Origin of the sequence: Taibaiella chishuiensis (assembly GCF_003014535.1) — a bacterium.
GTDB lineage: Bacteria > Bacteroidota > Bacteroidia > Chitinophagales > Chitinophagaceae > Taibaiella > Taibaiella chishuiensis.
The window spans coordinates 185,211-211,299 of record NZ_PYGD01000011.1 but is presented as its reverse complement, the minus strand read 5'-3'; the positions used below and the strand labels follow the sequence as shown (position 1 = coordinate 211,299).

Genomic DNA, 26,089 nt, shown 5'->3' with positions numbered 1-26,089 from the left:
TATGGCCGATGGTACTGGTTAACTCCGGGAGAGTAGGTAGCCGCCATATTTATTGAAGCCCTTCGACGAAAGTCGAGGGGCTTTTTTTTGTGCCTATACCCCAAACTGCAGCTTGCAAGCAGCAAGCGTTTACCGGTCATTCGGAGCGCAGCGAAGGATCTCAGCAGTAAGCCGGCTTTGTTTGATGATGAATGTTACACGAGTTGTACTTATCGCTTACCAGCAGCTCCCCTCCCTCCGTTAAGATCCTTCGCAAGGCTCAGGATGACAATCGTCTTCCTTATAGGCTACTGCTCATTTTTTCACTTTCCCCTCCCTCTGTTAAGATCCTTCGCTGCGCTCAGGATGACAAGCGTCTTCCCTGATAGACTACTGCTCATTTTTTCACTTTCTCCTCCCTCTGTTAAGATCCTTCGCGAGGCTCAGGATGACAGCCGGGGGTAGCAGGTATCAAGTATCAGGTAGCAAGACCAGGAGTGTTTGAAGAAAAGTAACAAGCGTTTACGGGTCATCCTGAGCGCAGCGAAGGATCTCAGCAGTAAGCCGGCTTTGTCTAAGGGCGCATGTTGCGCGAGTTGTACTCATCGCTTATTTGCAGCTCCCCTCCCTCTGGTAAGATCCTTCGCGAGGCTCAGGATGACAGCCGGCTTCCCTGATAGACTACCGCTCATTTTTGCACTTTTCCCCTCTCTCTGGTAAGATCCTTCGCGAGGCTCAGGATGACAATCGTCTTCCCTGATAGACTACTGCTCATTTTTGCACTTTCCCCTCCCTCTGTTAAGATCCTTCGCAAGGCTCAGGATGACAATCGTCTTCCCTGATAGACTACTGCTCATTTTTGCACTTTCTCCTCCCTCCATTAAGATCCTTCGCGATGCTCAGGATGACAATCGTCTTCCCTGATAGACTAACGTTCATTTTTTCACTTTCTCCTCCCTCCATTAAGATCCTTCGCGATGCTCAGGATGACAATCGTCTTCCCTGATAGACTACTACTCATTTGCACTTTTTCCTCCCTCTGGTAAGATCCTTCGCAGTGCTCAGGATGACATCAGATTAGCAGGATGACCTTCATCTAACTCCTAATATCTAACATCCAATATCTAATATCTCAATACCCAATACTCAATACTCACATCTTCTTTATTTCAGGCAGGATGTATGCTGAAGTGATACCCCTTCCCTTTAAGCGTAATGATCTCTACCCCGCCACCACCTGCAAAATAATCCCTTAACCTGCGGATATACACATCCAGGTTGCGGCTGATAAAATACGAATCATCTCCCCATACCATTTGCATCAGTTTGCGGCGATCCAGGATCTGGTTCTGGTGCATACAGAGTATATTCAGGATCTCGGCCTCGCGGTTCGAGATTTTCGTAGTCACTACAGGGCCGCGTAATTCCAGGCGGGTAGGGCTATACACGAAATTGCCCAGCTGTATATCTTTAGTAGCGGTACCTTGCTGTGGCTGTGTAGTTAGCTTCGACAGGCGTACCTGGTTGTCGATACGGACCATCAGCTCTTCCATACTGAACGGCTTTTTGAGGTAGTCGGTACCACCAGAGGAAAAGCCTTCGAGCACATCCTGAGTCTGGCTTTTGGCCGTTAGAAAAATAATCGGCAGATCAGGATATATATGGCGAATGGTGCTGCCCAGGCTGAATCCGTCGATATGCGGCAGCATCACATCCAGCACGCATATGTCTGGACTAAAGGCCGAGATATGCTCCAGCAGGCCCAGTCCGTCTTTACGGTGCAATACCGTATACCCCTTCAGCTCCAGGGTATCGGTAACGATCCTGGCTAGGTAATTTTCATCTTCTACATAGAATACTTTGGTCTTCATGAAGCGTCGGTTAAAGGTAAGGTAACCACAAATACAGTACCCTCGCCCGGGCTGCTGCTGAGCGTTATCATGCCCCGGTGTGCCTGCAATACATACCGGGCATAACTCAGGCCCAGCCCATGTCCCTTTACATCATGCTTATTCCCCTTGGGCACCCGGAAAAATTTTTCAAATATACTTTCGTGGTAGATGGAAGGAATGCCTTCGCCATTATCCCATATACTTACACGGGCATGCTGTTCGTAGGTGCTGATATTAATTGCGAGCATTTTGCCCCCGTACTTAAGGGCATTATCGACCAGGTTATAGAAAACACCGCGCAGATGTATTTTATCGGCAACAACAATAACCGGGTTCTCCGGCGCCTGTATCGAGAAAGTGATCTGCTGCTCTTCGATTAAGGGATTGATGCTTTGCCTGATCTCCGTAAGCAATCCGGCAAGGTCCAGGGCTTCTTTATCGAGCTGCAGCGCACCCTGTTCGGACTGTACGGTATTAAGCACGCTGTTGACCAGCTGTTCCAGCCGCTCCATTTCCCAGGTGGCCATCTGCAGGTATTGTTTCGCACGCTTTGGATCGTCAAGTGCATTATAGTTGGAAAGCGCTTCCAGCGCCACTTTCGTCGTGGCTACCGGTGTCTTTAGTTCATGCGACACGTTGCTGATAAAGTTGTCTTTCTGTTGGCTGAAGCGCTGCTGCCTGCGCATATTCCGGAAGGCCAGGATAAAAGTAAGCCCGCTAAGCAGCAGCAACACCAGGCTGAATGCTGCTTGCGGCAGGATCTGTTTGAAGAGGAAAGGCCGGTATCCTTCTACTTTAAGAAAAGAGTTATTGAGTTCGGGCGTTTCAAAAACGAAAATACTGTCCGGTCCCTGCAATGCGGTATGTACGATACCGAAACGGCTGTTCTTTCTTTGCAGGGCTTCGCCGAAGGCGGTGGTAAATTGTGCGCTGTCTACCGTTGCCAGGAAGTTTTTATACAGGCCATCGTCAGTAGCCGCAAGTGTACGGCTCAGCACCGAACGCAGCACCTGTGCCTTGAATGCCGGGTAACTCGCTGCTGCATTATTATCGGGTAGCGGAGACAAAGAGTCGCTGAATCTTTTTACGATCGTGATGGACTGTATATTGCCCGGGGTGCCCCGGTGCAGCGTATCGGGCATTTCGTTACTCAGTACGTCCGTAACATGGAATTGCAGTTTGATCGACGGTTTGCCTGCCTTCGTAGTGTCGCGCAACACCGCCGATACTTCACGATCCAGCGCTGCATTCATAATGCTGTCGCGTGTTTTGACATATACCAGTTGCAGGTCTTTATGCAGCCGCTGCTCTTCTTCCCGGTATTGGGCCCTGAGCCAGCTGCCGGTAAATGCCGCCAGCATCAGTTCGCTGACCAGCATCAGCCAGCCTATAGTCTTTAACCTGCGTGTTTCTCCCCGTTGCTTCATAATACTGGATTAATGGCTACAAAGAAAGTAAATGCCCCGTGCATTCCGGCTGGATATTAACCTTTTTTAACCTTATTTGGGTTGAGGTTAACCGCAATGCAGCAGCACCGGCAATAGCTTTGTCGCAACAAAAATACAGAACAATGAAAATTTTATTCCTGCTTACTGCAAGCCTTTTTGCTTTACCCTTATACGCACAACACACTTCGGGTACCATCAGTTACGAAGAGAAACTTACCATCGATCTCAAGGGACAAGACATTCCCGAAAGTATGCGGGCCTTTGTGCCCAAGGAACAGAAGTCAGTAAAAGTACTCTACTTTAACGCCGATCAATCGCTGTATGAAAATGGTAAGGCCGGTAAAGACGAGGGCTCCGAAGAGTTTGAGCAGGATGGCATGAAAATACGGATGGAACGCAGCCGCCCGGATGAAAAAATATTTGTCGATTTCAAAAGCCGCGAAAAGCTTGCCCAGCGCGACCTGATGGGGCGCATGTTCCTGGTAAAGGAAACCGTAAGCCCCGAAAAATGGAAGTTTACCAACCGGCAGAAAAACATACTGGGTATGCCCTGCCAGGAGGCTTATCGTATGGACGAGAAAGACTCGGTAACGGCGTGGTATACTACTGCGATACCGGTGTCGGGAGGCCCTAAAGATTTTGCAGGCTTACCGGGTATGATCCTCGAAGTAAATGTAGGCGACAATGTAAGCATTAAAGCAACCAGGATAGATCATACCGAAGACGTAGCTAAAAAAATAAAGGCCCCGACCAAAGGCAAAGCCGTTACCGAAGCGGAATACAACAAACTGTCTGAAGAAAAAATTAAAGAGCTGCAAAAAGAGTTCGGTGGCAAAGGCAATGTGATCATTAAATCGACCACCATCCGTAACTAATCCCCAACGCTATCGTTATGCTGAGAATATGCTGGCTCTTCCTGCTGCTGGCAGGAATCGTATGCCCCGCCCATGCCGGGTTTCATGAAGTATCGGGTAAAATTACCGATAGTACGGGTGCCGGGCTGGACGCTGCCTCTATCGCTTTACTGCGTCCCGAGGACTCTACATTGGTCACTTTCGCCATAAGCAGTAAAGGCACGTTCCTGGTAAAGGATGTGCCCGCAGGAGACTACCTGTTGCAAGCCGCTATGATGGGCTATTTTACCGAATACAGATCGCTCCATATACCCCTCGATGCCGGCGAACAGTTATATCTGCGGCTAAAGAACAACGACCGCCTGACTCAACTGGATGAGGTGGTTATTTCGGGAGAAAAGATACCGATACGCGTAAAGGGAGATACGCTGGAATACAATGCCGGCTCGTATAAGGTAAAGCCCAATGCCGTGGTCGAAGACCTGTTGCGTAAACTGCCCGGGGTACAGGTCGATAAAGAAGGGAATATTAAATCGATGGGTAAAAGTGTAAGCCGGGTACTGGTGGACGGTAAAGAATTTTTTGGCGACGATCCGAAAGTGGCCACCAAAAACCTGCCTGCCGATGCCGTTGATAAGATACAGGCTTTCGAGAAGAAATCCGACCAGGCCTTGTTTAGCGGTATCGACGATGGCGACCGCGAACAGACCCTGAATCTCCTGCTGAAGCCCGATAAAAAGACCGGCTACTTTGGCGAGGCCAGTGGTGCACTGGGTTTGCCGGAACAATACGATGCCTCGCTGAAGGCTTTCAAATTCAAACCCAAAAGCCAGCTGGCTGCCCTGGGTATGCTGAACAACATCAATAAATTTGGCTTTACCTTCCAGGATTACCTCGATTATAACGGAGGCATCGGCAGCATGATGGGCGAGGGGGGAGCCATGAATGTAAATACAGACGACATGCCTGTGGATTTTGGTCAGCCGGTAACGGGCAAGGTGGCCTCGGGCGCTCTGGGCCTCAATTATTCCGTAACGCCGCGCGATGGTAATCGTTTTAATATAAGTTATATGGGCAACGGGGTACAGAAGTTCCTGGACCGGCAAACCCAGGTGCGCAACTTTACACCGGCAGGTAATTTCGATAAGAACGATAACGGGCAAAGCAAGCTCAATACGCTTACCAACCGCCTTTCTTTCAACTGGCGCAACCAGGTAGACTCGGCCAACCTGCTCGGCATAAAAGGTTACGTTAAGCACGATAACAGCAAAGACCGCCAAAACGGCTATTCGGAATCTTATATAGCCGACCTGCTGCAAAACCGCCTGGACCGGAACAGCACGACCCGCGAAAACGGCTCCGGGCTGGGCGTTTCGGCTAATCTTACCCGTAAACTGAAAGGTAAATGGCAACTGCTGCAGGCCAGGCTCGCTGCCGACTATACCTATAACCGGGTGGAAAGCGAATGGCAAAACAACCTGCGTTATACCGACAGCAATGCGGTGATACGAGATGCCCAGTACCAGTACAACTTTGGCGGACGGTTAAATACCGAAGGCGCTGTAAGCATGGTGCGCCGGCTTGGTCACGGACTGTACCTGGAACCCAGGCTGGCCGGGGCTTTTAACCGGGATGCCAGCAACCGGCAGCAGGGCATGTACAACGAAACATTGACCGATTCGCTCAGTCCCTCTTTTTACCGCGATGTATACCGCGTTGATCCGGCCATCACTTTAAAGAACAATAAGAAAGAGCTGCGCTGGAACCTAGAGCTGAAGGGCGCCGGTTTATGGCTTAGCCCTTATGCCAATAACGCCGCTATGACAACAAGGAGCTACCGCTATCTGATGCCTGCCGCTCTACTGGAATGGAATATTAAAAACGGGGAACGCCTCTCTGCGCGGTATTCGACCGAAGTAACGGCGCCTGCTGCCGCGCAGCTTATGCCCTTTGTCAATTATAACAACCCGCTTACCCGTACCCGCGGCAATGTAGACCTGGCGCCGGAGTATGCGCATAACCTGAACCTGAGTTATACCAATTTCGACCAGTTTTCCATGACTTCTTTTTTCGCTTTTTTCAACGCAAGGTATACGCTTAATAAGATCGACTGGAGCCGCACCGTATACCCCGACCTGAGCCAGGATGCACAAATGATCAATACCCGCTATGCCGCGCTGCTGACGCTGAGCGGGCAGTATGCAAGACCTGTACGCAGGTTGGGCCTGAATATCAGTGTCAATCTGGATGAAAGCTGGAACCGCGCGGTAAGTCCCGTGAATGGCGTAGAGAATACCAACAACACGCTCAAACATCAGCTGGAACTGGAATTCAGCAACCTGAACAACGATGTATGGGACCTGCGCTGGGGCGGTAATATCAGTATCAGCAATGCCCGCTACTCGCTCAACAAAGAGCTGAACAACAACTTTTATAACTATAGCGGGTTTGCCCGTATCGCTTATCAGCCTAATGAGCACTGGTATTTTTCCCTGTCGGGCGATATAACGCACTATACGGCTAAAAGCTTCGATGCAGCGGTCACCATACCGATCCTGAAGGCCGAGGTATCGCGTTATATCTTAGCCAACCAGCGCGGCACGGTCAGCCTGAGGGGCTTCGACCTGCTAGATCGCAATAAGGCCGTGCAACGCATCAGCCAGCTCAATAACCTGATCGAACAACGCTCTAACGTCATCGGGCGATACTTTATGTTGTCTTTTACCTATAAGCTCAACAGGGCCGGTAAGGCGCCGGGCAGTATCCAGGTCAAAACCCGCTGACCTTTTTGTAAAGAAGCGTGCAGCAGCAGATCATACGCGGTTGCTGTACCGTACCATCAAAAAAGCCGTGCTGTAAGGGCACGGCTTTCCTGGCAGGTGCAATATCTGTTTAAGAAATCAGCAGCAGCTGGTCCCAGTAGGGCATAAGATCACTGTTCATGGCCATAAGCGTAAGCCCTGTACCGGCTACACCCGTTAGCAGGCTGCCATCGGGCTGGGGCTGTTTGGTTTTCCAGTCGGGCGTTTGCAGCCCCGAGTGGTTGCCGGCGTGTATTGCCAGTTTATATGTTTCTTCCTGCCAGTATTCCGCTGCCGTTTTAAAGGTGTTATTACCCGTCATCTGGAACAGGCGGTTAAACATATGCATCAGGCCGCTCGTACCATGACAGAGGCCTGATTCATCCATCGAAGGGTCCTGGCGCGTAGCCTGGAACAGTAATATTTCCTCCGCTTTTTCAAACAGGGCGCGGTCTTTAAAATGGGTAGCGACCTGCAGCAATACCATACCGGCGCCCAGGTCGCCATAACACCAGGCTATCCGGCTGGTGCTCAGGTCGCCTTCATAATCTTCGGCACGCAGCGGGATCGCGGTCGGGAAATAGGACGGACTGCCCGGCATACTATTGGTCCTGCTCAGCATAAAGTCGATGTACTCGTAGATCAGGTGGCGGCTGCGCTCCTCTTCTATACCGGCACGGTGCGCCTGCAACAGCAGGAAAATAAAGCTGGGCATGCCATGGGCCAGGCCGAAATTGATGCCCTGGAAATGGATATCCCCAAACGTGATCCGCGTAACAGGGTACGAACCTATTGCCGCTTTTACGGTAATACCTTCGAGATAACCGATGGTTTCCCCGATCACTTGTATCGAGGTTTCGTCGGGACCGAAAGCCTGTGCCCGCCGTGCAAAGTAAGCGGCACAACCGGTAAGCCCGTGCAGGAAATCGAAATTGCCCTCGCGGTGGTAATATTGTACCGCACCGGCCAGCACCATATCGAACTGGCCAAGGTCTTCGTCCGACAACTCCAGCAGGTCGGCCTCCCGCAGCATAAGCAGGGCATGGGCAAGACCGCTTAAACCATTGGAAAACGTCATCTGCGGAAACTCATCCTCCGAGGTGCTTTGAATAATGTATTCGAGTACGCCAAGCCCTTTATCTACATAGGTTTCGTCGGAACGGTATACGCCGTAAAAAATATAAAAAAGGGCTTTGCCTAAATTGCCGCTGTAAAGCCCGTTGCCGGGATAATTGAACTGGTCTACATCCTGGGCGATCTGTTGCAACAGGGCATTGTTCCGGGCTCCTTCCGGAGTCTGGCTGGTAAGGGCTTTCCACATAGGTAACCGGGTTGTTTGTTTGTCTGGTAATGATAAAGCTTAAAATTACAAAGTACCTCCCTTATTACAAACTCTGTTTGATAAACTACCGGACGCTAGGCGCAGCCGATCATCCGGCTGGTAGGCGGACAGTTAACGCTGAGACAGGTATAGGGATCTACTTCGGAGCCGCAGGGTTTGGATACCCCGGGGCAGGTAACGATAAGGGTTTTTACAACCAGGTCGCCGCCCAGTATTTCCTGCAGGTTATCCCTGCTGAGTAAGGCAATCGTGTTTTTGTGAACGGACAATTTCGAATTCAGGCTTTTCTTTTTCATAATAAACAGATTTAAATTACTGGTGAAACAATAAAAGAGGGAGGTACTTTGTAAGGGTTGCAAATGGCTGTTGTTATACAAAACAGCAAGGGTACAAGCGAAAGGCATGTTGTTCTTCCCCGTAAAATTACAGGATAACAAGCCCGTTTAACACGGCTTCTGACTCCGGGCAAGGGTATGCTGCAGCGCTTCTTTTGCTCCCCTGTTATAAGGACGTGAGTACGAGGCGGCTTCTTATGTTACCCTTAGGGCTGCTCTGCATTTTCTAAAAACATTAACAATGTTGTTTATTTTTAAAATGCTGGTATACTGGTTTTCCTGTATAAAAAAATACCCTGCTACAGGGATGCAGCAGGGTATCGTATATGGTTCGGCAGCAGTTTTTAGTTAAGTCCTGCCCTTTGCAATAATGCATTTACTTCCGGTTTACGGCCGCGGAAGGCGACATACAGATCCATGGGATCTTCGGTACCGCCTTTGCTGAGCAGGGTCTTAAACAGTGCTGCCGTTTCGGGGTTGAAGATGCCGGTCTCTTTAAAGTAGGCGAAGGCATCGGCATCCAGTACTTCCGACCATTTGTAGGAGTAATAACCGGCGCTGTAACCACCTGCAAATATATGCGAGAAGGAAGGGCTTTGCGCCGTATGCGGCAGTGCAGGGTAAAGCTGCGCACTGCGCGTAATCTCTTTTTCGAAATGTTCGATGGTATCCTGTTCTGCCAGGCCGCCGGTATGGTAAGCCATATCCAACAGGCCAAAGGCAAGCTGGCGCAGGGTTTGGTAGCCTTCCATAAAATTGGCGGAGGCCACGATCTTGTCGATTTGTGCTTCGGGCAGCAGTTCGCCGGTTTTGTAATGATGGGCAAATGTTGCCAGGAACTCCTTCTGGTAACAGAAGTTTTCCATAAACTGCGAAGGCAGCTCTACAAAGTCCCAGTATACATTGGTGCCCGAAAGGCTTTCGTAACGGGTATCGGCAAGCATACCATGAAGTGCATGACCAAATTCATGGAACAGGGTCGTCACCTCGTTAAAGGTAAGCAGCGAAGGCGTATCGCCTGTTGGGCGGGAGAAGTTGCAGACAATAGAAATATGCGGACGGTGCTCGCCGTCTGCATTGCGGTACTGACCTTTAAACGAGGTCATCCAGGCGCCGGCGCGTTTCCCTTTTCTCGGGTGCCAGTCGGTATACAGCAGAGCTTTATGACGGCCCTCTTCCAGCACTTCGTATACGGTTACCTCTTCGTGGTAAGTGGGTATATCGGTACGTTCGCTGAAGCTGAGGCCGTATAACTTACCGGCAGCCGCAAAAGCCGCCTGCAGCACCTGTTGCAGCGGGAAGTAGGGTTTCAGCGCTTCTTCCGAATAATCATATTTTTCTTCGCGCAGCTTTTCAGCATAGTAAGCATGGTCGTAGGGCATCAGTTCGGTAAGACCGTCGCGCGCCGCCAGCGGCTGCAGCGAGGCTACATCCTGGTGGGCAAAGGGCCTGGCCTTTTCCAGCAGGTCGTTCAGGAAACCGGTAACGGCATCGGGTGTGCCGGCCATGCGTTCTTCCAGCACAAAGGCCGCATGCGAGGCAAAGCCCAGCAGGCGCGCCCGCTGGTCGCGCAGGCTCACGATCTTTTTAATGATCGCTTCGTTGTTATAGGCATTATCCTTAAAGGCTTTCTGTGCCGAGGCCAGGTATAGCTCTTTACGGCGTTCGCGGTTGGCCGCATACTTCAGGAAGGGAACATAACTCGGGAACTGCAGCGTAAATACCCAACCGGTGAGAGAGCGGGTTTCAGCCTCGGCCCTGGCCTGTGCTACGATCGATGCGGGTAAGCCTTCCAGCCCGGCTTCGTCTTCGATATGCATACTGTAGGCATTGGTTTCCTGCAATACGTTCTGCGAAAATTTTACCGTAAGCCCGGAGAGCTCCTGGTCGATCTGCCGCAGGGTCTGTTTATCGGCTTCGCTCAGCAGGGCGCCGTTGCGGGTAAAGTGTTTGTAACTCTTGTCGAGCAGGCGTTGCATCTCCGTGCTGAAGCCCGTTCTGTCGGCTTGTTCATAAACGTGTTTTACCCGGGCAAACAAGGCTTCATCCAGGTTGATGTCGTTGCTGAACGCGGCCAGCAGCGGCGATATTTCTTCGGCTACTTCCTGCAGGTAATCGCTGGTCTCTGCCGAGTTCAGGTTAAAAAAAGCCTCGCTGGCTACGGCCAGCTGCCGGCCTGCTTCTTCGCGGGTAACCAGGGTATTGTCGAAGGTTGGTGTTTCCGGGTTATTGCTGATCGCGGCTATTTCCTGCCGGGCTGTTTCTATGGCTTGTATAATCGCTTCGCGGTAGTCTTCCTGGCGGATCTGGTCAAAGGGTACGCTTTGAAACGGAGTATTGAAGGGTTGCAGCAATGGATTCTGGTTCATCAGGATAATTTTAATGGGCTAAGGCCCGTAAGGGGGCCGGGTTAATGTTCAAATTTTTCGGGTTGGTAGCGCTCCCCGGCTTTTATAGACACGGGCAGGGCATTTTCGCGCGGAGGTACGGGGCAGTTATACCCTGTAGTAAAGGCGCAGTAAGGATTATAGGCTTTGTTGAAGTCGATGGTTACGGTCTGGTCGGCTTGTATATCGTCGATCTCCAGGTCGATATAACGGCCGCCGCCGTAGCTTTCCCCGCCCGAGCTCAGATCGGTAAAGGGCAGGAACAGGTGCCGGGCGGTCTCTTCCTTGTTCATCAGGCCCAGTAATTGATAGGCATACAGGCTGCAGCTTTTGCCCTTAAGCTTAAAACGGAGCAGGGCATATTTGCGCGCCTCTTTGGTCTTGCCTGAGGAGGTAGCCAGCTTAAATACCGGTTGGTCCTGCAGCAACTCGACTTTTGCTTTTACCCTTAATGCGGCATGGACCGGGTAGAAACGGATATGTGCCGTATCGGCTTTGATGATCGGGTACAGTTCGTCGAGGTACTTTACCCGGAAGGCTTGCAGGCTATCAGTATAGCTTTGTTGCGCGTTGGTCAGGGTTACGCTTCCCAGGCCCAGTAACAGGACGATCAGGTATTTCATACGGGAATAAATTCCCTCAAAAATACAAATTCCCGCTCAGCAACCGGGCGTACTGAAGGCGGCATAATGAAAAACAATACGGGGCTTACCGGGTGCCGGTCATCTGGCCCAGTTCGGGGTCCCAGATTTTGAGTCGCAGGCAGTCGCGTATATCTTTCGGCGACAAGGAGGTAACCTTGGGCTGTTGCAGTTCGGGGAAGTGCGCCATAACCTCGGGCAAGCGATAAAAGGGGATGCGGGAATTGAGGTGATGGATGTGATGATAACCGATATTGGCGGTAACCCATTGCCAGAAGGGGTTCATCTTCATATAACTCGACGATTGCAGCGCTGCGGTCTCGTAGGCCCAGTCCGCATTGGATTTGAAGATAACGCCCGGGAAATTATGCTGCGCATAAAAGAGATAGGCGCCGATGGCAGTAGAAATAAAGAAAGGGATAAAAACGATAGCTACCGTATTCTGCCAGCCCAGGAAGATAAAGGCCAGGGTAATCTGTACGGCATGCAGCACCAGGGCCAGCAGCGAGTCGAGGTGCCGGCGGGGGCTGCTCCTGAGCGAGGATACGCACATACCGATCATAAACATGGAAAAATAACCCAGCAGGATGGTAAGCGGGTGACGGATAGCCAGGTATTCCCGGCGCTCGCCTGCACTCATGCTGTTGAATTTGCTGCGGGTGGCAATGGGATAAGAACCGATGCTGGCGCTGAACAGTTTGGAATTATGACTGTGGTGGTAATCGTGCGAACGTTTCCAGATACTTTGCGGCGCCAGGATATAAATGCCGAAGGCCGTCATGATGGCATTGGCCAGTTTGGACTTTTGCAGGATGGTATGATGCTGGTAATCGTGGTAAATGACAAAGAGCCGCACGATAACGAGCGCCTGTAATACACCGGCGATAATCTTTACCGGGAACCAGGGACTCAACAAGGCGACAGCAATAAGCGCCAGGAACAAAAACAACGTAGACAACAAATGCCACCAGCTCTTCTTCCTGTCTTCCACTGCAAAGGCCTTGGTGGCCAGAATTAATTCTTTACCTTTTCGCATCTTTAATTAATGGTACCGTTGTCTGTATTGAACCAACGGTAATAATACTTTTTTATTGTGTATCCTCCTGTTATTATTGTGAAAACTGTCGCCGGGCAGTTGTGGAGGAAATTTCCCGTTCCGGTAACCCGGGGTACGGGTTTATCAGGGAGACAATTAACGGGCGTTCTGCCCTCAGGCTTCTGCCGGTTTTCTTTTGTGTTTCCAGCGCCGGTGCGACCATAACCAGGTTTCGGGTTGTTCGATAATGTCCCGCTCCAGGCGTTGCGTATGGATCCGGGTAATCGCTCCTTCCTCCATATTGGCGGGATCTTCGATCAGGGTTTCGGCCTGGATCTCGTAATAACCCCTTTTCAGTTTTTTGACCCGGGCATAAACGATGGGGAATTTCAGCTTGCCGGCTATACGTTCCGTACCGAGAAACACGGGGGTATCCTGGTTCAGGAAGGTAGTCCAGTAGGCATGGTCGGGGTGTGGCGTCTGGTCGGCAATAAAAGCGGTAGCGGTCAGTTCCTTGCGACGGGCTATCATTTCCTTAAAGGTATCTTTCATGGCGATAAGCCGGGTGCCGAAGCGGGTGCGCATTTTGATGATCAGCCCGTTCATATACGGGTTGGCCAGCGGGTGGTAGATCACATAAAGCTGGGCTTTATTGACCAGGCTAAAGGTATTACCTGCCCATTCCCAGTTACCGAGGTGTCCCATTACCAGTATAATGCTTTTGCCTTCAGTGGCATACCGGTCAAACAGCGTTACGGCCTCCGGGCTCATGCTGCAATGTTTCAGCATGGTGGCCGGTTTTATCGTCAGGGTCTTAAAGGTTTCGAGAAACAGGTCGCAGAGGTAACGGTAAAATTTGCGGCGGATCAGCCGTATCTCCCGGTCCGTTTTTCCCGGGAAGGAATTGCGCAGGTTCTGCAGCACCAGCCCTTTCCGGTACCCGATCACGTAATACAGCAGCAGGAAAAAGAAGTCTGCTACAAGGTATAATACAGGGAACGGCAATAGGGAAATAAGATAGAGAAAGGGTAGGCTGATATAATAGAGAACTGCTTTCAATGTTGTGTACCTTGTATAAATGTATGTAAAAACCGTCGCGAAGATAATAAATCGCGACGGCTTTTGCTATAGTCTCCCTTTGTGGCCTGTTGCGCACAGGCTTATTGTTTTTTCAGCCAGGTCCAGTCTTTCCCGTCGGGGTTGGTACTGTTTTCCAGCTGCAGATCGGTTTTGGTCATGTTAAGGATCTTATTGTTAACCGTGGGTGCGCCGGGTACCGTTACTTCAAGGTAAGCATCATCGCCTGTAATGGCCCAGGTCATAGCTATCGTGGTATCGGCGGCTGCATTTTTAATCCGTACCATACCGGTGCCGTTAGCGTTAAATGTTTCGGTATTGACATCGGTACTACCCGGCGGGACGGTCAGGATCTCCGATGGATCGGCAATGCCATTGTTGTTGTTATCATGTGCCACCTGCACGATGCTCCAGGTACCTACCATCATCTCTTTCCTGCTCAGCTCCGGATCGTTATCCTTCGAGCAGGAAGCCAATACCAGGGTACTTCCCAAAATCATTACCGGTACACCTATTACACGATACTTTTTCATAAACAACATTTTTGTTTCTCCTAAAACGGCTCAATAACTATGCCATGATAGCTGAATGAATGTTCATTATGAAAGAGAATAAGTATAATATAATTTCTGTAACATGTAAAAGGGGGCGAGGACCGAATAATAAACTGAGGGTTAGAAGTTTAAAACCGGCCCTTTAATCGATAGCCACCCGTACGCCCAACTGGAATACATAATTGTTAAAATCGCTGCGGTGGGCGTAAGTGGCCTCGCCAAAGAACATGCTGTAACTACCGCTGGCTTCTAGGCGTACATCGCGGGCCACACGATAGCTCACCGCGAAAGCCGGCGCCAGCCTCAGGAAGTAATTATTGGCGATCGGCAGCGCACGTTCGCCTTGGTAGGCATTGCCATATTCGTCGTACCACCAGTAAATTTCCCGGATCGAATTGTCGGACAGGTTGAAGGCGGAAAAGCCGGCGTAAAGCCGTACAGCCGCTTCGAGGCCCCGGTTGCGGTACAGGGTCAGCTCGGGAAACAGGCTGATATCGTAATAGAGCAGTTTGGCCTCGCCGATATTATAGCCGAATTTGGGATCTACCTTCCGGCCGGTTACCAGGCCGCTTATACCCATCGAGAACATAGGCGTGATATTCAGTTTCATATCGGCGCCCAGGCCAAATGATTGTTGCCGTATAAAAGGCATGGTGGCGGCAAAAATGCCCAGGCTGGCCCGGGGGGTATCGAGCACGCGGAAGGGTTGGTCGCTGAGGTCGTTGCCCTGGGCGTAAACAGCGCTGCTGTTTAGAGCACTGAGCAGGACCAGGAGGTAAAACAGGCGTTTCATGGGTAGCGTTTTTATAAATTAAGGAACAGGATTATCTGTTCGATGGCGCAAAAGTATCAAGGTTTAAAGAACTGTGAAAAAAATAAGACAGGGTTACATAAAAAAGCCCGGCAGCGCTTGTGCTGCCGGGCTGTACCGGTTTACCGGTTTGAAAAAATTAATCCTGGTTGCGTTTTTTTACCATGGTCAGGATGGTAGCGATGGCCACCGTTTCGCCGGTTTCGTCGTATACATCCACCAGCCATTTCACGATGCCTTTGGCAATATCGTCTTCGCTGCGTTTTTCCTGGTCTACCTTTTGTTTTACCGTCAGCTTCACACCAATGGTAGCACCGGGGTAAACCGGTTTGGTAAAGCGGGCTTCGTCGATACCGTAGTTCAGCAGTACCGGTCCTTTCTTCGCATCTACAAAAAGGCCTGCAGCTTTCGATAATACAAAATAGCCGTGGGCCACGCGTTGTTCGAATATAGTGCCTTCGAGCGAAGTGGCGTCCATGTGGGCGTAGAAGTTATCGCCGCTCACATTGGCAAAGTTGGTAATGTCGGTTTCGGTAACGGTATGTTTGGCGGTGATCAGGGTGTCGCCGACTTCGAGGTCTTCGAAATGCTTCCGGAACGGGTGTACCTCGGTTTCGTTCTGGCGGCCGTTTTGCTGGTATACATTGGTAATATGGGAAATCGTGGTGGGGGAACCCTGTATGGCAGTACGTTGCATATAATGCAGTACGCCTCTTTTACCGCCCATCTCTTCGCCGCCGCCCGCGCGTCCGGGGCCGCCATGCACCAGCAGGGGCATCGGCGATCCGTGGCCGGTGCTCTCTTTGGCGCAATCGCTGTTCAGCACCAGGATACGGCCGTGCATAGAGGCCGCTTCCAGTACATATGCTTTGGCAATCTTATCGTCGGCCGTAATGATCGAGCTTACCAGCGAACCCTTACCGAGTTTGGACAGTTCGATGGCTTCGTCCATCGTATCGTAAGGCATAATGGTGCTTACCGGTCCGAAGGCCTCGATATCATGACAGGCTGTATTGGTAAATGGATTATTATTGAGGAACACGATCGGGGGCAGGAATGCGCCCTTTTCTTTATCTGCGCCGTGCAGCTCGTAGTTGTCCAGGTCGCCGATCACGATCTCCTGCGAACGAGAAAGTTCTGCAATTTTCTCCAGCACTTCCTGTTTCTGCGACATACCGGCCAGGGCGCCCATACGCACGCCTTCTACCGAGGGGTCGCCGATAAGGGTACCCGCCAGCCTTTTGCCCAGCGCGATCTGGACATCTTCAACACTGCCCGCCGGTACGATAATACGGCGCACTGCCGTACATTTCTGGCCTGCTTTGGTGGTAATCTCGCGGGCCACTTCTTTAATAAACAGGTCGAACTCCGGCATGCCGGGTTTTACGTCTGCGCCCAGTACGGAGCAGTTGAGCGAATCGGCTTCCATATTGAAGGGTACCGCTTCGTCGATCAGCCTGGGGTGTGCTTTCAGCATTTTGCCAGTAGAGGCCGAACCGGTAAAGGTAACCACGTCGCCGTTTTCCACGAAGTCGAGGATACCCCGGGCCGAGCCACAAATCAGCTGCAGCGCGCCTTCGGGCAGTATACCCGATGCGATGATGTCTTCAACTACGGCTTCGGTAAGGAACGAGGTAATGGTCGCCGGTTTTACGATAGCCGGCACACCTGCCAGCAGGTTTACCGCGATCTTTTCGAGCATACCCCATACCGGGAAGTTAAAGGCATTGATATGGATGGCCACGCCGCGGCGGGGTACCATAATGTGGTGACCGATAAAGGTGCCGTTTTTAGAAAGTATAGCCGGATCGCCGTCTACATAAAAGGGCTCGTTGGGAAACTGGCGGCGCAGCGAAGCATTGGCAAAAAGGTTGCCGATACCCCCTTCGATATCTACCCAGCTATCGGCGCGGGTTGCGCCGGTATAACGGCTTATGGTATAGTATTTTTCTTTACGCTCCATCAGGTAGAGGGCCAGCGCCTTCAGCATGCGGCCGCGCTCCTGGAAGGTCATGCGGCGCAGTACCGGTCCTGCTTTGGTCCTGGCGTATTGCATCATGCCGGCAAAGTCCAGTCCTTTGCTGCTTGCCGTATAGATCGCCTCGCCGGTGATCGCGTTATGCAGTGTTTCGCCTTCTCCTTGTCCTGCAATCCATTGCCCGTTGGCATAGTTGCGTAATTGCGGTAATGACATATAGCTATTGTATTTTTTTCGGGGTCCTTTAAAATGGATTGCAATTTACAGATAATCGCTTAATTGCCGCACTTGCCCGCAATGCCGGGCCGGGGCAAACAGGAATACACGCACCTGCCTGGATCATATGCCCGGCAAGTGCACGTGGAAATGCGGTTATAGATGTGCCGGCGGGCACCGGATCTTCGTCCCGTACGCCTGCCGGGACCAGTTTTTTAAGGAAAATTTTGCTCGGGTATTATCTCTTTTTTGTCAATATTTCGATAGAGCCGTTGTCGTATTCAACGATCGCATTGTTCACGTCCAGGTCGGCTACATTCCGGTTGACGAATGCCTGGTCAAAATTGAAGGTTTTACGGGAATGGGGAGCCATAGTATCGGTAACGACCAGCTTTTTGATGGCAAATCCCTCGCTTTCCAGTACGAGGCCCGAGCTGTCGGTCGCTACCACATTAAAGTCGATGCGCTTTATCTGTTTATCGGTTTGATTGGAAACCGTAATTTCGGCTGTTGCTGCATTGCTGTTGTTATTGGCCTGGTACCACCATTGCACACGGTCGACCCTGACGGCGTCGCTGGCCACATAATCAGCATCCTGCTGGCCGGATGATGCATAAGGGGTTTGGGCAAAAGAACAGCAGGGACCGATGTGCTGTAATAACACAGCACATAGTAGGGCAACTGTAAATTTCATAAAGCGGTTATTGGTTTGGTTTTGGTTGTGGTTCTGCTTTTGTTTTAATGGCTCATATGGAATAATTATTTAATGATAGGTGAGGCAAAATTAATTTTTTTTTATTTTTATTCTTCCCCCACACATAAATTACCTTTTATTTAGCAGCTGCCCGCAAAGCCCCGTCCATGCGCGCTTTCCCGTGAAAAGGACTACCTGTTATCTGCTTCCGATGGTTGCGGCGTGCTACTTGTTGCTTTTGATCTTCTTACTTATTTTAAAATATATTCTATTTAAAATTGCCGGTCTGAAATGCAGGATCATGATGCCAGTATGAAAATTATGTACTAAATTGCGTAACTAATTACGTAATTGACTTTGTATGGACTTTTTTAATAAAACGGGCAGGATGGCCATCGGGAGCCGCCTGCGTATGCTTACCGAAAAGGTAACCGAAGATGCCGCCGCGATCTATGCCTTATACCATATCGACTTACAGCCTAAATGGTTCCCTGTATTTTATATCCTGTCGCAGGAAGGCCCCAAAACGATTACAGAAATCGCCCGGGAGATCGGCCATTCCCACCCCTCGGTAAGCCGTATCGTGGGCGAGATGACGGCGCATGGCCTGGTTGCTGAAGAAAAAGATGCTACCGATGGCAGGAAAAACCGGATTGGTCTTGCGCCGGCCGGCCATCAGCTCGCCGAAGCTATACAGGACCAGTATGCAGATGTGGAGCAGGCCATCACCACGCTTTCGGCACAGGCCAACCACGATCTGTGGCAGGCGATCGGCGAATGGGAATACCTGCTGGAACAAAAGTCGCTGTTGCGTCGCGTACAGGAACAACAACGCAAAAGAACAGAATCGGAAGTGCAGATCGTCGATTATACACCGGCCTACCGGCAGGCTTTCCGCGACCTGAACGAGGCCTGGATATCCACCTATTTTAAAATGGAAGCCGCCGATTACAAAGCGCTCGATGACCCCGAAGGATATATCTTAAACCGCGGCGGCCATATCCTGGTGGCGTTGTGGAAGGGCCAGCCCGTAGGGGTTTGCGCTTTGTTGAAAATGGATGATCCCGATTATGATTACGAGCTGGCCAAGATGGCGGTGAGTCCTGCAGCCCAGGGCAAGAATATCGGTCGCCTGCTGGGCGATGCGATCGTAGACAGGGCCAGGCAATTGGGCGCAAGGAATGTTTTTCTCGAAAGCAATACGATCCTGAAACCGGCCATCAGCCTGTACCACCGGCTGGGGTTTGAAAAAGTGACCGGGCGACCCACGCCCTACGAAAGGGCCAATATCCAGATGGTGCTCGACCTGCAGGTTCCGGCCGCAGCGCAGGTACAATAGCCGGGACAAGTGCAGCCGGTAAAATTGCCGTTGCGGCAAATAGCGCTACATTCAGGGCAAAATTTCCTTTATGATCGATACGCAGTTTGCCCAAAACTTCGCCGAAGAATGGATCGCCGCCTGGAACGCTCATGATGTGGAGCGTGTGTTGCGCCACTATACCGAAGACTTTACCATAGAAACACCCGTAGCCATACGGGTACTGCCCGGCAACGATGGCCGGGTAAGTGGCAAGGAACAGGTACGCGCCTATTGGAATAAAGCCCTGGAAATGATACCGGACCTGCATTTCGATCTGCTGGACCTGCTCACCGGTATGGAAGGTATTACGCTTTATTATACCAATATGGCTACCGGTAAACGATCGGCCGAACAATTGCATTTTAACGGGCAGCAACTGGTCGATCGCGTAGTGGTGCATTATACCGTTTAAGAACAGGCCCCCGGTACCGGATGCCGGAACAATATTGAAGCAGGGCCGCCATTTGGCGGCCCTTTGTTATACCTGCTTTGCGGGCTTAAGCCAGGTAAATGATCGTAAGCAGCGTACCCGTGGCGATAAAGGCCCAGAGCAGGATACCCTGCAACATGGGTTTAAAGCCAACGGCGCGTATTACTTTGGGCGAAAGACCGGAACCGATCAGGAACAGGCTGAGCGTCAGGCCGGCTTTGGCCGCCAGGGTGATACAGGGCGCCAGCCGGGCTACGGGTGGCAGGTAGCTGTTCAGCAGCATGGCCAGTATAAACAGGCCGATAAAGAAGGGCAGTTTGATCTTGCTGTCTTTGGCGCGGAACAACAGGGCGGAACCTAAAGATAAAGGGATAATCCAGAGCGCCCGGGCCAGTTTCACGGTCGTGGCAATAAGTAATGCCGTACTTCCGTATTTGCTCGCCGCACCGACTACCGAACTGGTGTCATGAATGGCAATGGCGCACCAGAGGCCGAATTGTTCCTGGCTTAAATGCAGGTGTTTGCCTATAGCCGGGAAGATCAGCAAGGCTGCTGCATTCAGGATAAAAACCGTGCCCAGCGCTACGGAGATCTGTTTTTCTCCGGCTTTGATTACCGGCGACAAAGCGGCGATAGCGCTGCCGCCGCAAATAGCGGTTCCGGCGGTGATCAGATAGGAAGTCTTCCTGTCTATCTTAAACAGGCGGCCGGTCAGGTAACCCAGTACCAGCACAGCGGTAATAGAAACGATGGTAAACAGGAAGCCTTCGCGTCCTGCCCGGAGGGCGCTACCGGCATTCATGCCAAAACCCAGGCCTACTACCGAGGCCTGCAGCAACCAATGGGTTGCTTTGTGATTGAACTGCGGGTAAGGATGTCCGACCAGCCAGGCCATAAGCAGGCCGAGGGCCAGGGCTATAGGCGCGCCTACAAAAGGACAGAGACAAAGCAGGGCCGCCAGCAGGAATATTATTTTACGGAAACGCTTTTGCGGGTTGCGGGATGCAGTATGGGGAATTTCCTGTTGCATGATATTGGAGGATGATTACAGGGCAAAGGTCTGCCCCTTGTCCCATTGCGGGAAATCACCCTTAATAATCTGCTATTACCTGAAGTTATAGCGCAGTGCAAACCGTTTAAACAGTGCGGGTAGTGCAGGCGTCTGTCCCTGCGGTTCTATAAAGTAGAAGTGCCGGTTTATATCCAGCCCGGTCACATCGATCACGCAACACTCCCGGAGTTCCAGTTCTTTAAGTACCGCATAGATCGAAACGAAAGCCATGCTGTCGGAGTGCAGCAGGTAACGTTTGATGCTTTCCGTACTGCTGAGCTGCATTTCTTTTTTCAGGTCACCCGTTTTTATGTGCAGCGGTTTCAGGGCATGTGCCAATACCTCCAGGGTGCCCGACCCGGGTTCGCGCAACAGCAGTGGTATTTGTTTCAGCTCTTCCGCGCTGATGCTGGCTTTGGCGGCCAGCGGGTTTTGCACCCGCGATACCAGCACCAGCTCATCCCTGATAAATTCTGTATACCGCACCTGTGCTTTCCGGGAGTGGCCTTCGATCACACCCAGGTCGATCTCCCTATGCTCCAGCGCCCGTTCGGTTTGCTCGGTATTGCCCGTCGTAAGGCTTACCGTGATATCCGGAAATTTTTTGCGGAAGGCGGCCAATACCTGGGGCAGTACATATTGCGCCACGGTGGTGCTGGCCCCGATACGCAACTGGCCCTTATGCTTGCGTACATGGGCGCTCATTTCAAATTCCATATTGCGGTACAGCAGTTGTAAGGCTTCTGTTTGTTGCAGCAGGGTTTCGCCGGCGGCCGTTAGCAAGGTCTTATTGCCTTTGCGGTCCAGCAGCTTTACTTTGAAATAAGCTTCCAGCTCATGGATATGTTTGGTTACAGCCGGCTGCGTAATACAAAGCTCTTCGGCTGCACGCGTAAAGTTCAGCCGTTTGGCTACGGTATAGAAAACTTGCAAACGAAAATCGAACATAGGATAAAGGTACGCATTCTGCCGCTTGTAATTTTCGGCAGTATAAATACAGGTTATAGCTTGTCGGCGCGCTATGGGACTACCTGCAGCCTGCCATAACTCCTCTTGGTCCCGCTGCTCAATACATACAGGTACCCGCCGGGCACTAGTCCCCGGGTGCTTAAGGTAGCCTGCCTGCTGTTTATGGCCTCCGATAACAACAAGCGGCCTGTCATATCATATACCCGTATCTGCAAGGGTGCTGCGGTTTCCTGTTCGATCGTAACATATTGCGTGGCAGGATTCGGGTAGAGTTTGATGCCGGCCGTTGCGGGCAATGGCGGTATCGCTGTGCCGCTCCCGGTTATGGTCACAGTGCTGCTATAGGTATCGTAACAGTCGCCTTGCGAAGCCTTTAACACGACGCGGTAGTTGCCCGGCGCATTATAAACCTTTACCGGCGATACCTGCGTGGAGCTGGTGCCATCGCCGAATTGCCAGGAGACCTGGTCATAATGCAGGCTTTGGTTCTGGAAGGTAACCGCGTTGTTATTTATAGCCGGGGCAAACCTGGCCATAGGGAAATAACCGCCCAGCTTCCATTGCCCGGGTGTGGTCAGTACGATGCTGTCGGCAATGTGCTGGTAATTACGACAGCGTGCTGTGTCCAGCCCGTTATATACGGTGAGCTGCGATACGGGTTTCCGGAATAGCGCAGCCGCAAAGGCGCAGGCTATGGCATAAGAGCCATAGGCATTAGGATGGATATCACCGAAACTGTTCCAGATCAGTGTCTGCGTATCATTGGTCCAGATGCGGCGCATCACTTCACCGGCAGGCACGCAACAGGCCTGCAGGCTGTCCGACAGTACCAGCAGGTTTTCCCTGATCCGCGATTGGGCATAATAATAATTGGTATTGGCCTGTGCCGTTGCGGCGGCTACCCCATAGCTGATTTCGTAGAGTGCAATTTGTGCACAGGGATTGTGTTTGCGGGCCGAGTCGGCCAGGATGCGCCCCCAGCTTATGGTAGAGTCCAGCGGTGCGGAGAATGCCGGCGATTCGTTAGAACCGGGTTGGAGGATAATGTATTGCCAGTCTCCTTGAGCCAGCCGCTGAAATACTACCGGGTCTGCATGATGGTTCACGAAGCCGGTGCCGCCCGGTGCATATACCGTTACATCCAGTGTGTCGCCCAATGCCATGCCCAGGGCTTTCACGGTTTGTGGCATATCATTGAAATAGGTAAGACTATTGCCAATAAATAAAGCCTTCTTTACCTGTCCGTTAACGGTTAGCTGGTTGAGGATAAACAGCAGCAGGAATAAGCCTCCCAGCCTGTTGGTGCGCATCATTGTTTTTATGTTTTGGCCTTGAAAGACGCTGCAGGACTGCGCTTACGTTTGGTGCTCTGTGTGAATTAATGCAAAGGCTTATAAAACGCAGATTCCGGGCCATGGGCCCGGAATCTTTGCTTATCAGGATCGTATTACAATACGGGTACCGCCGGCCAGTCTACCGGTACTTCGGTAAGCGCATACAGGTAATTGGTAATCGTTTTATCGCCGACGATCATGACCAGGTCTACCAGGTTGCCTTCGTTATAACCGGCTGCATAAAATGCTTCCACTACAGCGGGGTCGGCATGACCACGGTTTTCGGTGATGCTTTTGGCCAGTTGGGCCAGGGCGTCCAGCTTGCTGTCGAAGCTGATGTCTGCTTTTCTTATAGACAATATTTGGTCTTCTGTAAAGCCCTGGCGTTTGGCAAGGGCGCTGTGGGCGCTCAGGCAATACACACAATTGTTCACCTGGCTCACCACGAGGTTCACGACTTCCAGCTCTTTGGCCCGCAGCGAGGTCTTACCGCCCTGCAGCGCCAGGTAGTTGCCCAGTGCGTGTTCCGATTGCGCAAAGGCTGCATAGAGGTTAGGTACATGACCTACCATTTTGGTCAGGTTATCGAAGATCTGCTGGTTGCCTGGAGTTACATCGGCGCGGGTTGGAATGGGGAAACTTTTCATTGTTTTAATTTTTGTGATTTTTCGGATGATTTTGATAACACAAAGGTCATACCGGCGGGTCGCCGGAACAATGGCAGGACTTCCCGGGGAATAGTCTATTTTTCCCGTTCCGGGGTTTATTGCAGGTTTGCAGGGAGCTGCGCCGGGCTTACACTCCCTTTGCGGAAGTCGGTGGGCGACTGGCCGGCGCCTTTTTTGAAAAATTTACTGAAGTGTGTGGCATCCTCGAACCCCAGTTCATATGCGATCTCTTTAGCCGACTTGTCCGTATAGGTAAGCAGGCGGCGGGCTTCGAGCTGGATCCGATCCTGGATCACGGCCAGTGGCGAACTGTGGTTATACAGGGCAAAAAGATTGGACAGCGTTTTGGGCGACTTATGCAGTTGGCCGGCGTAAAAGGCCACCTGGTGCTCGTTGCGGTAATGATGTTCGACGAGCATATTGTATTTCCGGATCGTATCCAGCTTATCGTCGGTAAGAGTTTGCTGGTCGGTGTATTGCAGCCGCGCCAGGCGGGTAGCCATAATGATCAGTCTTTTGAGCAGAGCCTGTAGCATTTCGCCCTGGATCTTGTCTTCCGTTTCAAATTCTTCGCGGAATACTTCCGACAGTATCCGCATTTTGCGTTCCCCGGTATCGTCCAGGGCAATAAATAAACGTTGCGCCGAGCTATAGAACAGGAAACCCGCACAGCTCACTTCCTTGTCATGATCCACGATGCAATAGAACTCGCGGTTAAACTGCCAGGCAATAATTGCGGCCGCATCTTCAAACCGGAAGGATTCGTTGACCATAAGGCAGAGCAGGCTCTGGGCAGGGAATACATAGTTGACGCCATCGATGGTTACAGTGCTGGCAGGGCCCGGGTTCCAGGCTATCGTCAGCAGTTTGTTGTGCCGGTCGCGGCCGTAAAATGTACGGTCGAAGCCGGGTTCTTCCACGATCATATTGCATTCGGCGCCTGTATTCGGGTTGTTGTGCCGGTATATCATGCTTAAAGGGCTTAGCCCGGGTGTTATGACCGCGAAATTAGGTAAAAGCAGTAAAGGATAAGACAGGGACGCAGTTGGCGCTCCCGTCTTAACGTATTATTACCCGGCTTTATACAGCTATGGCCTGTATGGCTTTTTCCAGGGCGGTATCTTTCCGGTCGGGCAAGGCCAGGCCTTCTGCGCGATAGGTGGTAATATCGCTGAGGCCGATAAAGCTGAGCATATGGCGCAGGTAGGGCTCCGAAAAATCGACCGTTTTCATCGGTCCCTCGCTGTATATGCCGCCGCTCGCCAGGGCAAGGTATACTTTCTTGTGTTGCAGCAAACCTGACGGGCCTGCTTCGCTGTAGCTGAAGGTCAGTCCTGCGCGTACTACATGGTCGATCCAGGCCTTCAGGGTAGAGGGCAGGTTAAAGTTATACATGGGTACACCGATCACAATAGCATCGGCCTGTTGCAGTTCGGCAATGGCCTGTTCCGAAGGACTGGCAGCGGCGGCCTGCGCTTCGTTGCGGGCCTCCGGTGGGGTAAAAAAGGAAGCAAGGTGCTGTTCTTCAAGGTGGGGAAAGGGGGCCGTGGCGAGGTCGCGGGTAACCAGGGTGCCGCCGGGGTACCGGGCCTGTAGTTGCTGTACAATGGCATTACCCAGTTGTATGCTGGCAGAGGCTTCGCCCCTGGGACTGGATACCAGATGAAGTATGTTCATGTTTTTTACATTTTTATCCGGCAAAATTATTTTCAGTAGCTTTACAAAGTATAGCAGTATACTTTTGTATAGCGGTATCCTTCGGGATACCGCCTCCTAAAATGAATCGCTTATGTGTGCTACCAGCAGGGAAGAATGTAATAACAGTGTCAATGCCGTGCGCGACGCATTGTATGTATTGAACGGGAAATGGAAGCTCCTGGTCATCGTTGTCTTATCCGACGGACCCAAACGTTTTAAAGAGATCGAACGGGCTATAGAAGGCATCACGCCCAAGGTATTATCCAAGGAACTGCGCGACCTGGAGCTGAACGAGTTCGTGGAGCGCAAGGTCTATGATGCCGTGCCGGTGCAGATCTCCTATGAGCTGACGCCTTACAGCGATTCGCTGAAAGAAATTATCGGCGCACTGAGGGTCTGGGGAGAACAGCATAAAAAATACCTGCTTAAAAAGCATAAACAGCAGCGGGCCGCCATGCAGTCCTGAGTTTTCCCTGTGTAAAATCATATCCCCCTGTCGCAGCATTGTATTGCGACAGGGCTTTTCTTTTTGGG

General features: G+C 51.5%; 23 protein-coding genes. 5 read left to right on the top strand and 18 right to left on the bottom strand.

All coding sequences use genetic code 11. From position 1 onward, the window contains the following. Positions 1–1,148: 1,148 nt before the first annotated feature. Both B0I18_RS21675 and B0I18_RS21670 read right to left on the bottom strand, forming a co-directional pair. A complete protein-coding gene (locus B0I18_RS21675) occupies positions 1,149–1,850 on the bottom strand; it encodes a response regulator transcription factor (protein ID WP_106524848.1) in 702 nt (233 codons plus the stop codon). Beyond that, on the bottom strand, positions 1,847–3,298 hold the full coding sequence (locus B0I18_RS21670) for a sensor histidine kinase (RefSeq protein WP_106524847.1): 1,452 nt from the start codon (positions 3,296–3,298) through the stop codon (positions 1,847–1,849). Before B0I18_RS21670 ends, B0I18_RS21675 begins: the two co-directional genes overlap by 4 nt. A 143-nt stretch (positions 3,299–3,441) precedes the next feature. Here B0I18_RS21670 and B0I18_RS21665 point away from each other — a divergent pair, with 143 nt between their 5' ends. Both B0I18_RS21665 and B0I18_RS21660 read left to right on the top strand, forming a co-directional pair. Then, positions 3,442–4,194 carry a GLPGLI family protein gene (locus B0I18_RS21665; protein ID WP_106524846.1) on the top strand — a complete coding sequence of 251 codons (753 nt, stop codon included), beginning with the start codon at positions 3,442–3,444 and terminating at the stop codon, positions 4,192–4,194. Positions 4,195–4,211: 17 nt separating this feature from the next. Further along, complete coding sequence (locus B0I18_RS21660; protein ID WP_106524845.1) at positions 4,212–6,956, top strand: TonB-dependent receptor; 2,745 nt, start codon at positions 4,212–4,214, stop codon at positions 6,954–6,956. Between the two features lie 109 nt (positions 6,957–7,065). On the opposite strand, the gene B0I18_RS21655 is transcribed toward B0I18_RS21660, so the two are convergent. The 10 genes from B0I18_RS21655 to B0I18_RS21610 form a co-directional block, all read right to left on the bottom strand. After that, the gene (locus B0I18_RS21655; RefSeq protein ID WP_106524844.1) at positions 7,066–8,295 is read right to left on the bottom strand and encodes a lanthionine synthetase LanC family protein; all 1,230 of its coding nucleotides are present in this window, start codon (positions 8,293–8,295) and stop codon (positions 7,066–7,068) included. 95 nt (positions 8,296–8,390) lie between these two features. After that, complete coding sequence (locus tag B0I18_RS21650; RefSeq protein WP_146146834.1) at positions 8,391–8,612, bottom strand: class I lanthipeptide; 222 nt, start codon at positions 8,610–8,612, stop codon at positions 8,391–8,393. Between the two features lie 383 nt (positions 8,613–8,995). After that, on the bottom strand, positions 8,996–11,020 hold the full coding sequence (locus tag B0I18_RS21645) for a M3 family metallopeptidase (protein ID WP_106524842.1): 2,025 nt from the start codon (positions 11,018–11,020) through the stop codon (positions 8,996–8,998). A gap of 41 nt (positions 11,021–11,061) precedes the next feature. Next, complete coding sequence (locus tag B0I18_RS21640) at positions 11,062–11,661, bottom strand: DUF1684 domain-containing protein (RefSeq protein WP_106524841.1); 600 nt, start codon at positions 11,659–11,661, stop codon at positions 11,062–11,064. An 85-nt stretch (positions 11,662–11,746) separates the two neighbouring features. Next, positions 11,747–12,715, bottom strand: a complete 969-nt coding sequence (locus tag B0I18_RS21635) for a fatty acid desaturase (protein WP_106524840.1) — start codon at positions 12,713–12,715, stop codon at positions 11,747–11,749. A 174-nt stretch (positions 12,716–12,889) separates the two neighbouring features. After that, complete coding sequence (locus tag B0I18_RS21630; protein ID WP_106524839.1) at positions 12,890–13,774, bottom strand: lysophospholipid acyltransferase family protein; 885 nt, start codon at positions 13,772–13,774, stop codon at positions 12,890–12,892. Positions 13,775–13,875: 101 nt separating this feature from the next. Next, on the bottom strand, positions 13,876–14,325 hold the full coding sequence (locus tag B0I18_RS21625; RefSeq protein ID WP_106524838.1) for a lipocalin family protein: 450 nt from the start codon (positions 14,323–14,325) through the stop codon (positions 13,876–13,878). Between the two features lie 163 nt (positions 14,326–14,488). Further along, the gene (locus tag B0I18_RS21620; RefSeq protein ID WP_106524837.1) at positions 14,489–15,139 is read right to left on the bottom strand and encodes a hypothetical protein; all 651 of its coding nucleotides are present in this window, start codon (positions 15,137–15,139) and stop codon (positions 14,489–14,491) included. Positions 15,140–15,296: 157 nt separating this feature from the next. Then, positions 15,297–17,351: a phenylacetic acid degradation bifunctional protein PaaZ gene (gene paaZ, locus B0I18_RS21615; protein WP_106524836.1), complete on the bottom strand. Its 2,055-nt coding sequence runs from the start codon at positions 17,349–17,351 to the stop codon at positions 15,297–15,299. Between the two features lie 238 nt (positions 17,352–17,589). After that, positions 17,590–18,045, bottom strand: coding sequence for a hypothetical protein (locus tag B0I18_RS21610; protein WP_106524835.1), 456 nt, complete (start codon positions 18,043–18,045; stop codon positions 17,590–17,592). Positions 18,046–18,406: 361 nt separating this feature from the next. Between B0I18_RS21610 and B0I18_RS21605 the strand changes: the two genes are divergently transcribed. Both B0I18_RS21605 and B0I18_RS21600 read left to right on the top strand, forming a co-directional pair. Continuing rightward, on the top strand, positions 18,407–19,384 hold the full coding sequence (locus tag B0I18_RS21605) for a bifunctional helix-turn-helix transcriptional regulator/GNAT family N-acetyltransferase (protein WP_106524834.1): 978 nt from the start codon (positions 18,407–18,409) through the stop codon (positions 19,382–19,384). A 70-nt stretch (positions 19,385–19,454) separates the two neighbouring features. Further along, positions 19,455–19,817 carry a nuclear transport factor 2 family protein gene (locus B0I18_RS21600; protein ID WP_106524833.1) on the top strand — a complete coding sequence of 121 codons (363 nt, stop codon included), beginning with the start codon at positions 19,455–19,457 and terminating at the stop codon, positions 19,815–19,817. A gap of 85 nt (positions 19,818–19,902) precedes the next feature. Here the strand turns inward: B0I18_RS21600 and B0I18_RS21595 are convergent, their stop codons facing one another. The 6 genes from B0I18_RS21595 to B0I18_RS21570 all read right to left on the bottom strand — a co-directional run bounded on the left by B0I18_RS21595 (position 19,903) and on the right by B0I18_RS21570 (position 25,534). Further along, the gene (locus B0I18_RS21595; protein WP_106524832.1) at positions 19,903–20,865 is read right to left on the bottom strand and encodes a YeiH family protein; all 963 of its coding nucleotides are present in this window, start codon (positions 20,863–20,865) and stop codon (positions 19,903–19,905) included. Between the two features lie 75 nt (positions 20,866–20,940). After that, positions 20,941–21,834, bottom strand: a complete 894-nt coding sequence (locus tag B0I18_RS21590) for a LysR family transcriptional regulator (protein WP_106524831.1) — start codon at positions 21,832–21,834, stop codon at positions 20,941–20,943. A gap of 71 nt (positions 21,835–21,905) precedes the next feature. After that, complete coding sequence (locus B0I18_RS21585; protein WP_106524830.1) at positions 21,906–23,168, bottom strand: T9SS type A sorting domain-containing protein; 1,263 nt, start codon at positions 23,166–23,168, stop codon at positions 21,906–21,908. Positions 23,169–23,302: 134 nt separating this feature from the next. Then, positions 23,303–23,836: a carboxymuconolactone decarboxylase family protein gene (locus B0I18_RS21580; protein WP_106524829.1), complete on the bottom strand. Its 534-nt coding sequence runs from the start codon at positions 23,834–23,836 to the stop codon at positions 23,303–23,305. A gap of 116 nt (positions 23,837–23,952) precedes the next feature. Then, the gene (locus B0I18_RS21575) at positions 23,953–24,828 is read right to left on the bottom strand and encodes an AraC family transcriptional regulator (RefSeq protein ID WP_106524828.1); all 876 of its coding nucleotides are present in this window, start codon (positions 24,826–24,828) and stop codon (positions 23,953–23,955) included. 109 nt (positions 24,829–24,937) lie between these two features. Continuing rightward, on the bottom strand, positions 24,938–25,534 hold the full coding sequence (locus B0I18_RS21570) for an FMN-dependent NADH-azoreductase (RefSeq protein ID WP_106524827.1): 597 nt from the start codon (positions 25,532–25,534) through the stop codon (positions 24,938–24,940). A gap of 112 nt (positions 25,535–25,646) precedes the next feature. Here B0I18_RS21570 and B0I18_RS21565 point away from each other — a divergent pair, with 112 nt between their 5' ends. Continuing rightward, on the top strand, positions 25,647–26,021 hold the full coding sequence (locus B0I18_RS21565) for a winged helix-turn-helix transcriptional regulator (RefSeq protein ID WP_106524826.1): 375 nt from the start codon (positions 25,647–25,649) through the stop codon (positions 26,019–26,021). Positions 26,022–26,089: the final 68 nt, after the last annotated feature.

What these genes read in the sequence shown, in the direction of transcription:
- B0I18_RS21675 (WP_106524848.1), bottom strand. Translation starts at nt 1,850, where the DNA reads ATGAAGACCAAAGTATTCTATGTAGAAGATGAAAATTACCTAGCCAGG.
- B0I18_RS21670 (WP_106524847.1), bottom strand. Translation starts at nt 3,298, where the DNA reads ATGAAGCAACGGGGAGAAACACGCAGGTTAAAGACTATAGGCTGGCTG.
- B0I18_RS21665 (WP_106524846.1), top strand. Translation starts at nt 3,442, where the DNA reads ATGAAAATTTTATTCCTGCTTACTGCAAGCCTTTTTGCTTTACCCTTA.
- B0I18_RS21660 (WP_106524845.1), top strand. Translation starts at nt 4,212, where the DNA reads ATGCTGAGAATATGCTGGCTCTTCCTGCTGCTGGCAGGAATCGTATGC.
- B0I18_RS21655 (WP_106524844.1), bottom strand. Translation starts at nt 8,295, where the DNA reads ATGTGGAAAGCCCTTACCAGCCAGACTCCGGAAGGAGCCCGGAACAAT.
- B0I18_RS21650 (WP_146146834.1), bottom strand. Translation starts at nt 8,612, where the DNA reads ATGAAAAAGAAAAGCCTGAATTCGAAATTGTCCGTTCACAAAAACACG.
- B0I18_RS21645 (WP_106524842.1), bottom strand. Translation starts at nt 11,020, where the DNA reads ATGAACCAGAATCCATTGCTGCAACCCTTCAATACTCCGTTTCAAAGC.
- B0I18_RS21640 (WP_106524841.1), bottom strand. Translation starts at nt 11,661, where the DNA reads ATGAAATACCTGATCGTCCTGTTACTGGGCCTGGGAAGCGTAACCCTG.
- B0I18_RS21635 (WP_106524840.1), bottom strand. Translation starts at nt 12,715, where the DNA reads ATGCGAAAAGGTAAAGAATTAATTCTGGCCACCAAGGCCTTTGCAGTG.
- B0I18_RS21625 (WP_106524838.1), bottom strand. Translation starts at nt 14,325, where the DNA reads ATGAAAAAGTATCGTGTAATAGGTGTACCGGTAATGATTTTGGGAAGT.
- B0I18_RS21620 (WP_106524837.1), bottom strand. Translation starts at nt 15,139, where the DNA reads ATGAAACGCCTGTTTTACCTCCTGGTCCTGCTCAGTGCTCTAAACAGC.
- paaZ (WP_106524836.1), bottom strand. Translation starts at nt 17,351, where the DNA reads ATGTCATTACCGCAATTACGCAACTATGCCAACGGGCAATGGATTGCA.
- B0I18_RS21610 (WP_106524835.1), bottom strand. Translation starts at nt 18,045, where the DNA reads ATGAAATTTACAGTTGCCCTACTATGTGCTGTGTTATTACAGCACATC.
- B0I18_RS21605 (WP_106524834.1), top strand. Translation starts at nt 18,407, where the DNA reads ATGGACTTTTTTAATAAAACGGGCAGGATGGCCATCGGGAGCCGCCTG.
- B0I18_RS21600 (WP_106524833.1), top strand. Translation starts at nt 19,455, where the DNA reads ATGATCGATACGCAGTTTGCCCAAAACTTCGCCGAAGAATGGATCGCC.
- B0I18_RS21595 (WP_106524832.1), bottom strand. Translation starts at nt 20,865, where the DNA reads ATGCAACAGGAAATTCCCCATACTGCATCCCGCAACCCGCAAAAGCGT.
- B0I18_RS21590 (WP_106524831.1), bottom strand. Translation starts at nt 21,834, where the DNA reads ATGTTCGATTTTCGTTTGCAAGTTTTCTATACCGTAGCCAAACGGCTG.
- B0I18_RS21585 (WP_106524830.1), bottom strand. Translation starts at nt 23,168, where the DNA reads ATGATGCGCACCAACAGGCTGGGAGGCTTATTCCTGCTGCTGTTTATC.
- B0I18_RS21580 (WP_106524829.1), bottom strand. Translation starts at nt 23,836, where the DNA reads ATGAAAAGTTTCCCCATTCCAACCCGCGCCGATGTAACTCCAGGCAAC.
- B0I18_RS21575 (WP_106524828.1), bottom strand. Translation starts at nt 24,828, where the DNA reads ATGATATACCGGCACAACAACCCGAATACAGGCGCCGAATGCAATATG.
- B0I18_RS21570 (WP_106524827.1), bottom strand. Translation starts at nt 25,534, where the DNA reads ATGAACATACTTCATCTGGTATCCAGTCCCAGGGGCGAAGCCTCTGCC.
- B0I18_RS21565 (WP_106524826.1), top strand. Translation starts at nt 25,647, where the DNA reads ATGTGTGCTACCAGCAGGGAAGAATGTAATAACAGTGTCAATGCCGTG.